The following is a 14,578-nucleotide window of genomic DNA, read 5'->3' on the forward strand; positions in this document are numbered from 1 at the left end:
ATGTCGCTTCAAGTAAAGCAGCTCAGTAAGTTTTATAAAAAACAGAAAGCCCTTGACCAGGTCAGCTTTGAAGCTGTCCCTGGTCAGGTTTTAGGTTTTTTGGGCCCTAATGGGGCCGGTAAGTCTACCACCATGAAGATTGCAGCAGGATATATTCTTCCCGATGAGGGAGATGTCTTGGTGGATGGGGTTTCGTCTATCCTGCATCCAGAAGAAACAAGTCGTCTGATTGGTTATTTACCCGAGCATAATCCACTTTACTTGGATATGTACATTAAGGAATTTTTGGGCTTTATGGCCGGATTGCACAATATTAAGGGCAAGCTTGCAAAAACTAGGATTGACGAGGTGGTTGAATCTTGTGGCTTGTTACCTGAGCAACACAAAAAGATAGGCGCCCTTTCAAAAGGCTACCGTCAAAGAGTAGGTTTAGCCAAGGCACTTGTACATGATCCAAAGGTTATCATTCTTGATGAACCTACCACTGGCCTGGACCCCAACCAATTGGTGGAGATCAGAAAATTGATCAAAACAATCAGTAAAGATAAGACGCTTATATTGAGCACCCATATTATGCAAGAGGTGGAAGCTTTATGTGAAAAGGTGGTTATCATTCATCAAGGAAAAGTGGTGGCCCAAGATCTGCTTTCAAATTTGAAGAACAAAAGAGAAAAAGCCATTTTAATTCTTGAAACACAGGAGAGCTTGAAGGAAGAATGGTTTGAGGGATTGCCTGGATTGGATAAGATGAAATTGTTGGATGGGCAGCAGCTGCAAATGTCGACAGATGATCCTGGGCTTTTGCGTAAGGGCTTGATGGAACTCATTCATGAAAGACAGCTTACACTCTTAAACTTGAAACAAGTCGAGAAAAACTTGGAGACCATTTTCCATCAGTTAACAGGAAGTAATATATGATCAGCTTGGTTTACAAAGAGGTAAATGCCTTTTTTAATAATATCATAGGTTATTTGATACTTACTGTATTTCTGGTGGCCATGGGCATGGTGGTTTGGGTATTTCCTGATACAAGTGTTTTAGAATATGGTTTTGCGGATTTGGAGGCACTATTTGTATATACTCCTTATGTTTTTGCCTTTTTGGTACCAGCAATTACCATGAGGATGATAGCAGAAGAAAAGAAAACGGGTACTTGGGAATTATTAATGACATCTCCCTTAAAGCCTCATCAGCTGGTGCTTGCCAAATATTTTGCAGGCTTGTTGGTACTCACCTTTTCCCTTGTGCCTAGCTTATTGTACTATTTCAGTGTTTATCAATTGGGGGCTCCAATAGGAAATATTGATAGTGCAGGATTTTTTGGTTCTTTTTTTGGGATCATTATGATAGGAGCTGTATTTACAGGTATTGGGCTTTTTAGTTCTTCTTTAACGGATAATCAAATAACAGCTTTTGTACTTGGCGTTTTTTTGTGTTTTGTGTTTTATTTTGGTTTTATGGGGCTTATAAGTCTTTTTGACACTAGTCAATGGGCTGTTCTAATAGAGCAGGTTAGCCTTAGTTATCATTATGAAAACTTGAGCAGGGGAGTGATAGATTCAGGAGATTTATATTTTTTCATCACTTGGATTGTTGTAATGATTGTTTTTACCACACTAATGGTCAGAAGGAAATGAGTAATAAAGAATCGAATTTTGGCCTGATGAATAGGATGAGAATTGTTAAAGGAGGAATCCTGATAATCTTGTTGGCAGGAGTTCTTGCCATCATGAATAATCTTTTTCCTTTTCGCATAGATCTTACCGAGGAGAAAAGGTATTCATTACATCAATCGACCAAGGACGTTCTTGAGAGCTTAGAGGAGCCTTTGGAAGTAGAAATGCTTTTGAATGGTGATCTACCAGGGGGCATGCGTCGTTTCCAAAAGAATATTGAAGAAATGGTCAAAACCTTCAATGACTACAGTTCTGTATCGATCAACCTTAAAAGGTTTGATCCATTAAGTATAGAAGGAGAGAAGGAAAAGGAAGACTATATTGTTTACTTGGCTGAATTTGGTATCAATCCGACCAACCTTTTTGCAACTGAAGGTGGAGCACAAACTTCGAGGATGATTTTTCCGGGTGTTGTAGTTCGAAATGAAGAATTTGAAACAGGAGGTCTATTGCTAAAAGGAGAAAAAGGGATGACACCTGACCAGATTCTTAACCTATCTGTAGAGAATTTAGAGTTTGAGTTGATTAATATGATCAAAAAGCTCACCAGAAACCAAATGCAAAAGGTTGCGATGATTACCAATCATGGCGAATTGCAAGAAGATGAGGGCTATGGGATCGTAGAGGCTTTGTCTGAAGAATATGAAGTTTACAAAGTCCCTTTGGGTCAGGCAAAAGGTGTTGAAGATCTTTTAAGTTTTGATGCGATAATCGTTGCTGGACCAAAATCAGCTTTTTTGGAAAGGGAAGTGTATTTGTTGGATCAGTACCTGATGAGTGGTGGTAAATTGATGTTTTGTATCGATCCTTTAGCGATCAATATGGAGGATGCAGGAGGGGAAGGTACTTTGGCCTTGGGCTTTGATACTGGCTTGGAGCGCTTGTTGTTTAAGTATGGTATCCGGATCAATAAGGACTTGGTCCAGGATATGAATTTCGGGTATTATCCTGTAATGGCAGGAGAGTTTGGTGATCAGCCCCAGATAGCTCCTTTACCATGGCCTTTTTATGTTATCGCCAATACTATGAGCGAACATGTTATCACTAAAGGGCTGGATCAAATGAAATTTAGGTTTATCAGTTCTTTGGATACCGTGAAAGCCGATGGTATAAACAAGATTCCACTGGTTTTTAGTGGGAATTATAGTAGAACATTGGCTCAGCCCGTGAAGGTTGCTTTCGAGGATATGTCGAAAGAGCCGGATATTAATTTGTACAATCAGAAGCAACTACCATTAGCGTACTTATTGGAAGGTCAATTTGAGTCTTATTTCAATAATCGATTTTTACCGGAGGAATTTGAACAAGATTCTGATTTTATTAAAGCTAATTCAGATGGAGCTGTGATTGTAATTGGAGATAGTGATTGGATTCAAAGTGAGCATGAAGTAGGATCAGGAGATCCTTTGCCCTTGGGGATAAGTCCTTTTACGACTAATAGTTACGCTAATAGGGCTTTTCTACAAAATAGTTTAAAATACCTGATTGATCCTGATGGTATAATGGCCACAAGAAGTAAAGTGCTTAAAATCCGCCCATTGGATAAAAAGAAGGTTAAGGAAGAGAAGTTAAAGTGGCAGCTTGTTAATATAGCATTACCTGTAGGCTTGATAATGTTGATTGGACTGGTGAAAGTTTATATGCGAAAAAGACGATATGGAGGATGATTGGTGGAGTGGAATGAAGGATACAATAAGTATGAAATTTTTTTCTTGAGAAATCCTCGAGCCGTACAGGCTTTTATGATTTTATTTATAAATTTACCCTGTTGAAAACCAATTGGAATAAAAGCTTTGGTATTTTGATTGAAAAGTTTTGCTCTATCTATAGGATTGTGGATGATCAAGACGTATTTTCAATTTAATTCCAGTAAAAACTAAATCATATTCACATGAAATTTATTGTTTCTTCTTCTGCTCTTTTGAAGCAACTATCCGGAATCAATGGGGTGGTGACCACTAATCCTGTCGTGCCGATTTTAGAAAATTTCCTTTTTGAAATCAAAGAAGGGAAGCTGACCATTACGGCATCCGACTTGCAGACATCCATGATGACCGAGATTGATGTAGAGGCCAAAGAAGATGGAAATATTGCTGTACCAGCAAGGATCTTGATTGAAACTTTGAAAAACCTTCCTGAACAGCCAGTAACTTTCAGTATTGACCACGATACTTATAGTGTTGAAATCAGCTCTGATAACGGTCGATATAAATTAGCAGGTGAAAATGCCACTGATTTCCCTAAAATTCCTTCTGTTACCAATGCCACAGCGGTGGATATGTCTACAGAGGTTTTGAGCAGTGCGATCAATAATACCATTTTTGCTACTAGTAATGATGAGCTTCGTCCCGCAATGACTGGGGTATATGTGAATTTGAGTAATACGAATGCTACTTTTGTTGCTACGGATGGTCACCGCCTTATCCGTTACAGAAGAGTGGATATCGCTGCTCAGGACGCTGCAAGTATTATTATTCCTAGAAAGGCGCTTAATTTATTGAAATCTACTTTGCCAACTGAAAATGTACCGGTTACTGTTGAGTTCAATAATTCCAATGCATATTTTAAATTTGGTAATATCCAGATGATCTGTAGATTGATCGATGAGCGTTTTCCAGATTATGAAAATGTAATCCCAGTGGACAATAATAATGACATGACCATCGATAAGGTGGAGTTCTTAAGTTCATTGAAGAGGATTGCTATTTATGCCAATAAAACCACGCATCAGGTAAGACTGAAGTTGACTGGTAGCGAATTACAGATTTCAGCAGAGGACCTTGATTTCTCCAATGAGGCGAATGAAAGATTGTCATGTGAGCATGAAGGAGAGGATATTGAAATTGGTTTCAATGCCAAATTTTTAGTAGAGATGTTGAATAATATTTCTGCCAAGGAGGTTACTTTGAAATTCAGTGCTCCAAACCGTGCAGGTTTGATCGTTCCAAGTGAAAAGGGGGAGAATGAAGATATTTTGATGCTCGTGATGCCAGTAATGCTTAACAACTACGTGTAAGCGTCAATTATAAGGATTTTGAAACCCGAGTCGTAAGGCTCGGGTTTTTTTGTTTTTAAGCCATTTTACTTTTGCTGAAAAACTTAACATAAGATTTTCAAGTGCGATATTGCTCTAATGTTAACAAATTGTTAACTTGTTTATATTAAGTTAACATTAGAAGGGAGGAAAGTTGAAAAGGGTATTATTTATAATATTAGGATTGGTGTTAGTTATTTCTCACGGAATGTCCCAAGAATGGGAAGGAGAGAAGTCTGTTTATGAAAATCTACAAGAGCAATCCTATTTGATGAGCTCTACAGAGCCTATTCAGTTATTTCAGGCCTTGCATGCGGAGGAGGATTTAAATACGGAACGTTTTGATAAGTTAGTGAGCAAACTGGATTCAAAAGCCAAAAGAAAGCATTATACTGAATGGTTTCTTGGAGAAGTGTTTTATAAAGCTCATCAATACTTGTTAAAGAATTACACCAAGCATAGTAGCTTTAATCAATTGATGGAATCGGGAGATTATGACTGTGTGAGTGGATCAGCCCTGTATGCACTACTATTGGAAAGATATGGTTTTTCATATGACATCATAGAAACCGATTTTCATGTTTTTGTATTAGTCAATGATCAGGATAAATCGTATGTGTTGGAAAGTACTGAGCCAAGAGCAGGATTCATAAAAGACCAAGAAGAAGTTAAGGCATATATTGCCTCTTTTAAGCCGAGAGCAAATCCTAGGAAAAAGATAATGTCAGAATTGGCTGGTTTGTCTGCTGAAACTGAAGACGGAAAAACGATATATTCTTCTATTTCTCTTAAAGAACTGGCTGGTTTGCAATACTATAATGATGCAATTCATCATTTCAACCAAGGTAAGGCAGTTACGGCCGAAAAACAATTGATAAAGGCAAAGCAGATTTATCCTTCAGAAAGGATAAGGTCGTTTTACGAATATTTGTCCGAAAGAAACAGTAGTGTTAAGAACTTAGCAGGGAGATAACTTTAATTTTTTCAAGCAAAAAGGCCGAAGAATTTTTTCTTCGGCCTTTTGTATTTATTCAGCTATTTTCTATTAATCTATTCTTACAATATCTGCACCAAGTGCATTAAGTCTTTGGTCGATGTATTGATAACCTCTATCGATTTGTTCTACATTATCAATAACAGAAGTTCCTTCAGCAGATAAAGCAGCGATCAATAACGAAACTCCAGCTCGAATATCTGGGGAAGTCATCCGAATACCTTTTAGAGGATATTTTCTGTCCAAGCCAATCACTGTGGCTCTATGCGGGTCACAAAGAATGATCTGCGCTCCCATGTCAATCAATTTATCGACAAAGAAAAGTCGACTCTCAAACATCTTTTGATGTACCAATACGGTGCCTTTTGCTTGTGTAGCTGTAACTAGCACAATGCTCAGTAGATCTGGAGTAAATCCAGGCCAAATGGCATCTGCAACTGTTAGGATAGAGCCATCAATAAAGGTTTCTATCTCATAATGCTTTTGAGCAGGAATATATATGTCGTCACCCTTGAATTCAAGTTTGATTCCCATTCTCTTAAATGTGTCAGGGATGATCCCTAATCGATGGATTTGGGCATCTTTAATGGTGATTTCAGATTGGGTCATGGCAGCAAGGCCAATAAAAGATCCAATTTCGATCATATCAGGAAGCAGGGTGTGCTCAGTGCCGCCCAGTTCTTTTACTCCCTCGATATGCAAGAGGTTAGAGCCAACACCTGCGATCTTGGCACCCATGCGGTTAAGCATATCACATAATTGCTGAAGGTATGGCTCACAGGCAGCGTTATAAATGCTTGTTTTTCCTTCTGCCATTACAGCAGCCATTAGGATATTTGCTGTTCCGGTAACGGAAGCTTCATCCAATAGCATATAGGCGCCCTTAAGCTGCTTTCCATCTATATTGTAGATTTCCTGCTTGTCATCATAGTTAAATTTGGCTCCTAGTTTTTGAAATCCTACAAAGTGGGTGTCCAATCTCCTGCGGCCGATTTTATCACCACCTGGTTTCGAAATTTTACCCTTTCCGAATCTGGCCAAGAGCGGGCCAAGGATCATTACTGATCCTCTTAGTGCTGATGCTTTGGTGAGGAATTTTTCTGAATCAAGGTAATCTAGGTCAACCTTTCCTGCATTGAAACGGTAGCTTTCTGGTCCTATCTTTTCTACTTTTACCCCCATGTCAGCCAATAATTCCATGAGTTTATTGACGTCCCTGATATTTGGGATTTTATGGATGGTAATGTCTTCCTTGGTTAACAGAACGGCGCAAAGAATTTGGAGTGCTTCATTTTTAGCACCCTGAGGGGTGATTTCGCCTTTTAGTTTTAATCCCCCTTTTACTCGGAATGAAGACATTAATTTCTGCGTTTTTTATAGTTGCCCCCGTTATTTCTTCTTTTGTTATTTCTTCGGCCACCTCCATTATTATTGGAGTGATCGCTAGATTGGGAAGGTGTTTTAAAGTCCCTTCTTGTATTGGTTTCAAAAAGAGAATTTTCTTTTACCTTTTCTAGGTCTATATGAAGTTTGCCTTTAGACAAGGTTTTGATATCATCGATGATAATCCCGTCGTCAAAGTTTTCCCTGTTCCAAGTCGAGTGAAAGCTTCTCATCAACTGACCGATATAAATGATAGCGGTTTCTTGGTCCTCATCATTTTCAATTTCGATGGCTTTTTCGATCAGCTTTTCTATATTTCTCCCGTAATGTTTGAATTTTACTTCACCTTCCGGGTAGCCCACGACTTGAGGTTTTTTGCCTAATAATTCCTTCTCGGGCATAGGAAATGGGCTGTCCACATCTAGTTTAAAATCGGACATGATGAACAGATCATCCCAAAGTTTTTGATCGTTTTCACTTTTAAGCTGCGGATTTAGCTGCTTCATCAATTCCACCAAGGTATAGGACTGTTCTGTACGCTTGGCTTTATCAGGAACGGTAGTGATATAGTCCACCAGTTTCTGAATGTTTTTTCCGTATTCTTTCAAAATTACTGAGTGTTTATGCTTTTCTGTTTCTTTCATATCTTTCCCCAGTTTAATTAACGATTGTTTCAAGTTACGAAAAAATGTCGTTAAGAGGGGAAAAGGGAATAGGTTACCTGGAAGATTTTTCTTGGGGTATTCATATAAGTTGCTCTCTTCTAGGATTCCACAATTCGAAGCTTAGCAAAGCTAAGTAATAATGTCTTATCTCCAAAATTGTCGAAGCCTATAGTGGCTTTTTTATTTAAACCTTCTACTTCTACCTTTAAAACCTTGCCATAACCAAACTTAGGATGCTCCACTTTCATTCCCGCAGACAGGTTGTTAGTGTTGGAAGGTTTGAAGTCTGGACTTGGTGTATGGATTTTAGCGGTAGTATTAGCCCTTACTGTCGGTCGCTGCTTGATGCCTATAAATCCAGATTTCCCTTCACTGCTATTGGCTTGATCCCTATAAGAATGGCCCATTTGTATGCCTTTTCTTTTGGTGACCTTCATGCAGTTAGGGTCCACCTCCTCAAGGAAGCGGCTGGGTTCGCAATTCAGCAATCTTCCAAATCGATAACGCGTAATGGCATAACTTAAATATAGTTTTTCCATAGCCCTGGTCGAGGCTACATAGAAAAGCCTTCTTTCTTCTTCCAAATCCTCCCTGCTTTGCATCATCATTTGTGAAGGGAACAAGTCTTCTTCCATTCCCACCACAAAAACTTGACGAAATTCTAAACCTTTGGAAGAGTGAATCGTCATCAAGGTAACTGCATCTGTATCATCTTTATCCCTGTCGTTGTCGGTTAGTAAGGCAATTTCCTGCAAAAATGCACCGAGACTCTTGTCTTCATTGTCCTTATTGTCAACATACTCTTTGATGGCATTTAACAATTCTTGGACGTTTTCATATCTGTTAAGACCTTCTATGGTTTTATCTTCATAAAGTTCCCTGAGAAGCCCGGATTGCTTGGCAATAGTTGAAGCTGCTTCATAGGCGTCTTTTCTTTCGCATTCCATCCGGAAGCTTTTGATCATCGTCGCAAAGTCAGATACTGAATTGGCCGCCCTGCCACTTAAGAAGGAATTTGAATTATCTACCACCTGCCAAAGAGGGATGTCGTGCTCATAGGCGGCTACCAGCATCTTTTCAACACTGCTTAGCCCAATACCTCTTTTGGGATAATTGATGACACGTTTGAAGGCCTCCTCGTCATCAAGATTGACTACATAGCGAAGATAAGCCATCAAATCTTTGATTTCTTTTCTTTGGTAAAATGAAAGACCACCTACAATTTTATAAGTAATATTCATTTTTCTCAAGGCTTCCTCTATCGCTCTTGATTGGGAGTTGGTCCTATAGAGTATAGCGAAATCACTGTTTTGAAGCTTTTTATTGTTTTTTTCCTCAAAGATAGTGGAGGCAACCATTCTGCCTTCCTCATTGTCCGAGGCAGATTTTATAAGCTCAATAAGGTCGCCGCTGTTGTTTTGGGTCCAGACATTTTTCTTTAGCTGGGCTTTGTTTTTAGCAATGATGGAATTGGCTGCTTCGACAATGTTTTTTGTTGATCTATAGTTCTGTTCTAGTTTTACAACTTCCAGATCAGGGTAATCCTTTTCAAAGTTCAGGATATTTTGAATGTCGGCGCCTCTAAAAGCATAGATACTCTGGGCATCATCCCCAACCACACAGATGTTTTGGTGTACCGCTGCCAGTTTTTTGGTGATAAGGTACTGGGATAAATTGGTGTCCTGAAACTCATCTACTAGCACGTATCTAAATCGTTGCTGGTATTTATTAAGGACATCAGGATGATCTCTGAAAAGGACATTAGTGTTAAACAATAGATCATCAAAGTCCATTGCAGAAGACTTGAACAATCTTTTTTGATATGCCCTGTATATTTCTCCCATTCTCGGCTTCATGGCCGTTTCATCGTCTGCTTTGATATATGGGTCGTTAAGGTAGTTTTCCCAAGAGATTAACCTGTTTTTTGCCCCTGAAATCCTTGATAAAACAGTGTTAGGCTTATAAACTTTATCGTCCAGCTTCATCTCTTTGACGATGGTCTTGATCAGGGATTTACTGTCGTCAGTATCGTAAATGGTGAAGTTAGAGGGAAATCCAAGTTTTTCAGATTCGACCCTAAGGATTTTGGCGAAGATAGAGTGGAAAGTACCCATCCAAGTATTTCGTGCTTCCAGGCCAATAAGGTTTTCAATCCTGTTTCTCATCTCACTGGCAGCCTTATTGGTAAAGGTGAGTGAGAGGATCTGAAAGGGATCGACTCCCTTTGCATGTATTAAATGGGCAATCCTGTAAGTGAGTACCCTCGTTTTACCCGATCCTGCACCTGCAATGATCATCAATGGCCCTTCTGTATGTTCTACTGCTTGTCTTTGTGGGGGATTTAATCCTTCTAAATAATCCATGCTTCTAACCTCCTGTAAGCTTCAAAGTTAATGTATATAAATGGAAAAATGGAAGCAAGTCGGGATCACTTACTATTTTTCCATCTATTATGTGACCATAAGTACAATGCTGGTTCTTCCCGAATGTTCTTTTCTGTTAATTCAATAAATTTTTCCGTAATACTATGTTCTGTGGTATCATGTGGTGGTTCGGTTACAAAGCGATAGGTAAATTTATAATGGCCGCGTTTTATCTTATGAACTTCAGAAAATATCACTGTAAGGTCAAATCGTTTGGCTAGTTTTTCTGCTCCTTCAAAAAAACCTGTTTTTCGGTGCATGAAATAAGTGTGGTAGCGTTGGTCTTCTCTATTGGGTCTTTGGTCAGCAGCTAAGCCAATTAGTCTGGGGTGGTGTCTATGTTTTAAAAAGTGTCTTTGGAATTTACTCTTTTCCACTAAGTAACCACCAAATCTACTTCTTATGGCTCTCATCAGCTTTTCGAAAAACGGGTTGCTGACTTTTTGGTAAACAATTTCGATTCTTTCGTCGACCAAGGCCCTGACGGATAATGGGTGTCCTTCCCAGTTAAAGAAATGGGCGGTTAAGCCCACAATGACTTGCTCCCTTTCTAAAAGGCCTCTTAAGAGATCCATGTTTTCAAGTTGAAATCGCTTTTCTATTTCAGCTTTACCCATGGTCATGAGTTTGATGGTCTCGGCAAATGAATCAGTGAGGTTTCTGTAAAATTCCCGCATGATCTTTTTCCTTTCTTGCGGGCTCTTCTCAGGAAAAGCATGTAACAGGTTTTCACTGACTACCTTTTTTCTGTATCCAATCAAATAATAAGCGATGAGGTAAAAGACATCTGATATCAAGTATAAAAACCAAAGAGGGAGATAAGAAATTAAGCGGAATGCAAACATTAAGTGCTGTGTTACGTTAAACTCGTCCTATTGAAAGGTGAAAGGCGTGGTTTTGGGAACTCAAAATAAATCAAATCAAGCGAATTCTTTCAAAAAATTAGTGATAAATTAAGTCAATGATTATTTTTGAAGCTTATGTCTGAGGTACAGAAGAAAAAATATTCCGATAAAGAGAAGAATAATATATTCGATCATGAGTTTATGCCCCATATTGACTCGATGTATAATTTTGCCTTCAGGCTGACTTTTGATGAGGATGATGCCAAAGATTTGGTCCAAGATACTTATTTAAAAGCTTACCGTTTTATAAACTCCTTTGAACAGGGCACTAATGCTAAGGCTTGGTTGTTTAGGATTTTGAAGAACAGTTTTATCAATGAGTATAGGAAAAAGAGTAAGCAGCCATCGAAGGTAGATTATCAGGAAGTTGAAACTTATTATAACTCCGATAGTGTTGACTATAATATTACCTCAGATCTAAGGATAGACGCGGTAAAGGATATGCTGGGGGATGAAATCTCCAATGCGCTCAACAGTTTGGCTGTAGATTTCAGAACTGTCATCATTTTATGTGATCTTGAAGGTTTTACTTATGAGGAAATGGCCAAGATTTTAGACATTCCTATCGGTACAGTCAGATCAAGATTACACAGGGCAAGGAACTTATTGAAGGAGAAATTACATTCTTATGCTAAGAATATGGGGTATGATACTGAGGAAGAGTGATTTGAGTTTGAAAGTGAAATTAAAAGGAACATGGAGAAAAAAATAGACTCGTCCGGAGAAAAGAAACTTAAGTGTGGTGATGTAAGCAAGTGCTTCCAGCTTTTGGAAAGCATCTTGGATGGTGAGGATAAAGATGCTTCTAAGGAGGTTTTGAAAGAAAAACTATCAAAATGTCAGCCCTGTTTTGAACATTATCACCTAGAGCAAGCTATTCGTGAGGTACTTAAAAATAAGTGTACAAAACAATCTGTGCCTGGGGAATTGGCTAACAGTATCCGCCAGAAAATCGAAGATATTAAATAAGAAATCACCACCATGTCTTTTGGAAAAGCTTTTATTTTTTCAGCACCTTCGGGCTCTGGAAAAACCACTATTGTTCATCACCTTCTTTCGAACCATGATAATTTAGATTTTTCAATTTCAGCTTGTACCCGGGATAAGCGAGGGGAAGAAGAGGATGGTAAAGATTATTATTTTTTAAGCCTGGATGAATTTAAGACGAAAATTGAAGAAGATGCCTTTATAGAATGGGAAGAAGTCTATGAAGGGAATTTCTATGGAACCCTCAAGTCAGAAATGCAAAGGATTTGGGACAGTGGCAAACATGTAGTCTTTGATGTGGATGTAAAAGGAGGGTTGAAAATCAAAGAGTATTTTGGTAACCGAGCCTTGGCTGTTTTTGTAAAAGTCCCTTCCTTGGAAGTATTAGCAGAAAGATTAAAGGATAGAGGTACAGAATCCGCTGAAAACCTCGAAAAGAGAATTAGTAAGGCCAAATTTGAGATGTCTTTTCAGGATAAATTTGATGCTGTTTTGGTAAATGATGATATGGAAAAATCATTTCAAAAAGCAGGTACACTGGTCAATGAATTCATTGATAAATAGGGAAAATTGAAGGTAGGTTTATTTTTCGGTTCATTTAACCCCATTCACATCGGGCATTTGATCATTGCGAATGTCATGCAGGACAGGACAGATTTGGATGAGGTCTGGTTTGTGGTTTCTCCCCAAAATCCTTTTAAAAAAAGAAAAGCCTTATTGCACGAATTTGATAGGTTGCGAATGGTGGAACTGGCCATTGAAGGAAATTTCCATTTTAGGGCAAAGGATGTTGAATTTCATATGCCCAAGCCCAGTTATACCATTGATACTTTGACCTACCTTTCTGAAAAACATCCCCAAAATGAATTTAAACTGATCATTGGAGGGGACAATTTGACACATTTCCATAAGTGGAAAAATTCAGAACAAATTTTGGAACATTATGGGCTCTATGTTTATCCTAGACCTGGGGAGTCAAAAGCATATTCACATCCCAACGTTCAGTTTGTAGAGGCACCTTTAATTGATATCTCCGCTACTTTTATAAGAAAATCTGTAGAGGAGGGTAAATCTGTTACCTATCTGTTACCGCCTTTAGTAGAAGATTATATAAGAGGGAAAAAATTCTTTCAATAAACAAGAAAAAATAAGGCCTGATAATATTGATTATCAGGCCTTATTTATGATATAGACATTAAGAACTGATTTTGTCAACAATCCAGTTTCCTACGTTTTTTCCTTGGGTCTGGCCTCTGGTGATAGCATCCATAAAATGTATCCCTCCATAAAGCCTGGAGATCGCTGCTTCATTGGCTGCTTGAGCAAATGATTCATAGGTTCTAGCTTTTAGTCCGTAGCGTTCTTCAACGGTGTCCGAATATTCAAAATTGTCACCAAGATAGTGGGTGAGAATTACCGATGCTGCTGTGGAAACAGTTGAATGTCCACTCAGATATTCAGGAAAAGGTGGTGTTTGTAGGAATGGGGTCCATGTTGGATCGATATATTTTCTGATGGCTGTTTCTGGTCTAATTCTGTTGCTCCTATATTTTTCATCCCAACAGGCGATAAACCCATCCATTAATGTCACTGCTACCATGGTGTGGATTTCCAAGGTTTTTGCAAATGAAAGACCTGCTTTTTGACAGGCTATATTGGTAATACCCATCCAGTGTGCACCTGGGGATATTTTTTTCATGCCAACCATCAAGTGACCATTGTCTTGTAGTGCAAAAGGATTACAGTCCCAAAATGCTGCAATTTCTTTATTTTCCTCATTGAGGTCGACTTTGTATACTTCTTCGGTGATTTTAAAGAATTCAGAAGTTTTTTCAGGAGAAAATGCAACAGGTGGAGCTGGTTTGAACTGTTGGGCTGAGTCCAAAAAGAATGGTCTCACCGTGTGGAAGTAAGGTTCAACAGGGGCAAAATAACCTGGAGGTGTTGGGTACCAGCTACCGGGTGTTTCCAATGGTGAATACCTAGGGTAGTTGCTGATTAAATTGTATCCATCAGCCTTGGCATATTTTAGTATCTCTTTGCTAATGGATTTGGCGTATGCTAAAGAGTGAGAAATTGTCGTCTCATCTACGCCCATATTTCTGCAGCTATCCAAAATGGCATCCTCCAATGATTGGAGTTCAGGTCCTGAAGGCTGTATTTTTTTTGCAGTTTGAAGCATCCCTAAAACAGCACTAAGCTGGTAAGATTGCTCTGGAAATCCTGATGGTTTTTTGATATCAGGATATTGATTGAGAACACCATGTAGGTCTGATAGGCTAGTGTCATTTTGGGAGGTGATTTCATAGCCCGTTAGACAGGCATAAGAGAAAAACCTTGCAGCTAATGGGGGATTGGTGACGTCGTGTATCATCAATTCCGTCATTTGAATGGTCACCTCATCTATATAGGAGGTTGGGATAGCTATCTTTTTATTTTCTTTTTTGCCACATCCGAATAGAAAAATGGCTATTAAAATTAGTCCGAGGAATTGATTGAAATATTTCATGA

The 14,578-nt window shown here is 38.7% G+C and carries 14 protein-coding genes; 9 read left to right on the plus strand and 5 right to left on the minus strand.

The features are described 5' to 3' along the window. The 5 genes from gldA to H7U17_RS02485 all read left to right on the plus strand — a co-directional run bounded on the left by gldA (window position 1) and on the right by H7U17_RS02485 (window position 5,683). Window positions 1-918: a gliding motility-associated ABC transporter ATP-binding subunit GldA gene (gene gldA, locus H7U17_RS02465; RefSeq protein ID WP_186754424.1), complete on the plus strand. Its 918-nt coding sequence runs from the start codon at window positions 1-3 to the stop codon at window positions 916-918. Next, window positions 915-1,637 carry a gliding motility-associated ABC transporter permease subunit GldF gene (gene gldF / locus H7U17_RS02470; RefSeq protein ID WP_186754426.1) on the plus strand — a complete coding sequence of 241 codons (723 nt, stop codon included), beginning with the start codon at window positions 915-917 and terminating at the stop codon, window positions 1,635-1,637. The genes gldA and gldF overlap by 4 nt, the downstream gene beginning before the upstream one ends. After that, complete coding sequence (gene gldG, locus H7U17_RS02475) at window positions 1,634-3,343, plus strand: gliding motility-associated ABC transporter substrate-binding protein GldG (RefSeq protein ID WP_230981236.1); 1,710 nt, start codon at window positions 1,634-1,636, stop codon at window positions 3,341-3,343. Before gldF ends, gldG begins: the two co-directional genes overlap by 4 nt. Window positions 3,344-3,567: 224 nt before the next feature. Beyond that, on the plus strand, window positions 3,568-4,692 hold the full coding sequence (gene dnaN / locus H7U17_RS02480; protein WP_186754428.1) for a DNA polymerase III subunit beta: 1,125 nt from the start codon (window positions 3,568-3,570) through the stop codon (window positions 4,690-4,692). A gap of 172 nt (window positions 4,693-4,864) precedes the next feature. Then, the gene (locus H7U17_RS02485) at window positions 4,865-5,683 is read left to right on the plus strand and encodes a hypothetical protein (protein WP_186754429.1); all 819 of its coding nucleotides are present in this window, start codon (window positions 4,865-4,867) and stop codon (window positions 5,681-5,683) included. Window positions 5,684-5,755: 72 nt separating this feature from the next. Here the strand turns inward: H7U17_RS02485 and murA are convergent, their stop codons facing one another. From murA to H7U17_RS02505, 4 genes are all read right to left on the minus strand, one after another. After that, window positions 5,756-7,063: a UDP-N-acetylglucosamine 1-carboxyvinyltransferase gene (gene murA, locus H7U17_RS02490; RefSeq protein WP_186754430.1), complete on the minus strand. Its 1,308-nt coding sequence runs from the start codon at window positions 7,061-7,063 to the stop codon at window positions 5,756-5,758. Continuing rightward, entirely contained in the window at window positions 7,063-7,731 is a 669-nt protein-coding gene (locus tag H7U17_RS02495; protein ID WP_186754432.1) for a DUF4290 domain-containing protein, read from the minus strand. The genes murA and H7U17_RS02495 overlap by 1 nt, the downstream gene beginning before the upstream one ends. A 119-nt stretch (window positions 7,732-7,850) precedes the next feature. After that, the gene (locus H7U17_RS02500; protein ID WP_186754435.1) at window positions 7,851-10,115 is read right to left on the minus strand and encodes an ATP-dependent helicase; all 2,265 of its coding nucleotides are present in this window, start codon (window positions 10,113-10,115) and stop codon (window positions 7,851-7,853) included. A 65-nt stretch (window positions 10,116-10,180) separates the two neighbouring features. Then, a complete protein-coding gene (locus H7U17_RS02505; RefSeq protein ID WP_186754437.1) occupies window positions 10,181-11,020 on the minus strand; it encodes a lysophospholipid acyltransferase family protein in 840 nt (279 codons plus the stop codon). 135 nt (window positions 11,021-11,155) lie between these two features. On the opposite strand from H7U17_RS02505, the gene H7U17_RS02510 reads away from it, so the two are divergent. Genes H7U17_RS02510 through nadD form a run of 4 tightly spaced genes read left to right on the plus strand, consistent with a single transcriptional unit; the run spans window position 11,156 to window position 13,204 of the window. Then, the gene (locus tag H7U17_RS02510; RefSeq protein ID WP_186754439.1) at window positions 11,156-11,746 is read left to right on the plus strand and encodes a sigma-70 family RNA polymerase sigma factor; all 591 of its coding nucleotides are present in this window, start codon (window positions 11,156-11,158) and stop codon (window positions 11,744-11,746) included. A 30-nt stretch (window positions 11,747-11,776) separates the two neighbouring features. After that, window positions 11,777-12,049 carry an anti-sigma factor gene (locus tag H7U17_RS02515; protein ID WP_186754441.1) on the plus strand — a complete coding sequence of 91 codons (273 nt, stop codon included), beginning with the start codon at window positions 11,777-11,779 and terminating at the stop codon, window positions 12,047-12,049. A gap of 12 nt (window positions 12,050-12,061) precedes the next feature. After that, complete coding sequence (gene gmk / locus H7U17_RS02520; RefSeq protein ID WP_186754443.1) at window positions 12,062-12,631, plus strand: guanylate kinase; 570 nt, start codon at window positions 12,062-12,064, stop codon at window positions 12,629-12,631. 6 nt (window positions 12,632-12,637) lie between these two features. After that, the gene (nadD, locus tag H7U17_RS02525; RefSeq protein ID WP_186754445.1) at window positions 12,638-13,204 is read left to right on the plus strand and encodes a nicotinate (nicotinamide) nucleotide adenylyltransferase; all 567 of its coding nucleotides are present in this window, start codon (window positions 12,638-12,640) and stop codon (window positions 13,202-13,204) included. A 58-nt stretch (window positions 13,205-13,262) separates the two neighbouring features. Here nadD and H7U17_RS02530 read toward each other — a convergent pair whose 3' ends face one another. Beyond that, window positions 13,263-14,576 carry a vanadium-dependent haloperoxidase gene (locus H7U17_RS02530; RefSeq protein WP_186754447.1) on the minus strand — a complete coding sequence of 438 codons (1,314 nt, stop codon included), beginning with the start codon at window positions 14,574-14,576 and terminating at the stop codon, window positions 13,263-13,265. Window positions 14,577-14,578: the final 2 nt, after the last annotated feature.

The sequence above is a fragment of the Echinicola salinicaeni genome, from assembly GCF_014280965.1.
In the GTDB taxonomy this organism is placed as follows: Bacteria; Bacteroidota; Bacteroidia; order Cytophagales; family Cyclobacteriaceae; genus Echinicola; species Echinicola salinicaeni.

Excerpts from the sequence above, each read along its gene's own strand:
- gldA (WP_186754424.1), top strand. The coding sequence starts at position 1 with ATGTCGCTTCAAGTAAAGCAGCTCAGTAAGTTTTATAAAAAACAGAAA.
- gldF (WP_186754426.1), top strand. The coding sequence starts at position 915 with ATGATCAGCTTGGTTTACAAAGAGGTAAATGCCTTTTTTAATAATATC.
- gldG (WP_230981236.1), top strand. The coding sequence starts at position 1,634 with ATGAGTAATAAAGAATCGAATTTTGGCCTGATGAATAGGATGAGAATT.
- dnaN (WP_186754428.1), top strand. The coding sequence starts at position 3,568 with ATGAAATTTATTGTTTCTTCTTCTGCTCTTTTGAAGCAACTATCCGGA.
- murA (WP_186754430.1), bottom strand. The coding sequence starts at position 7,063 with ATGTCTTCATTCCGAGTAAAAGGGGGATTAAAACTAAAAGGCGAAATC.
- H7U17_RS02495 (WP_186754432.1), bottom strand. The coding sequence starts at position 7,731 with ATGAAAGAAACAGAAAAGCATAAACACTCAGTAATTTTGAAAGAATAC.
- H7U17_RS02500 (WP_186754435.1), bottom strand. The coding sequence starts at position 10,115 with ATGGATTATTTAGAAGGATTAAATCCCCCACAAAGACAAGCAGTAGAA.
- H7U17_RS02505 (WP_186754437.1), bottom strand. The coding sequence starts at position 11,020 with ATGTTTGCATTCCGCTTAATTTCTTATCTCCCTCTTTGGTTTTTATAC.
- H7U17_RS02510 (WP_186754439.1), top strand. The coding sequence starts at position 11,156 with ATGTCTGAGGTACAGAAGAAAAAATATTCCGATAAAGAGAAGAATAAT.
- H7U17_RS02515 (WP_186754441.1), top strand. The coding sequence starts at position 11,777 with ATGGAGAAAAAAATAGACTCGTCCGGAGAAAAGAAACTTAAGTGTGGT.
- gmk (WP_186754443.1), top strand. The coding sequence starts at position 12,062 with ATGTCTTTTGGAAAAGCTTTTATTTTTTCAGCACCTTCGGGCTCTGGA.
- H7U17_RS02530 (WP_186754447.1), bottom strand. The coding sequence starts at position 14,576 with ATGAAATATTTCAATCAATTCCTCGGACTAATTTTAATAGCCATTTTT.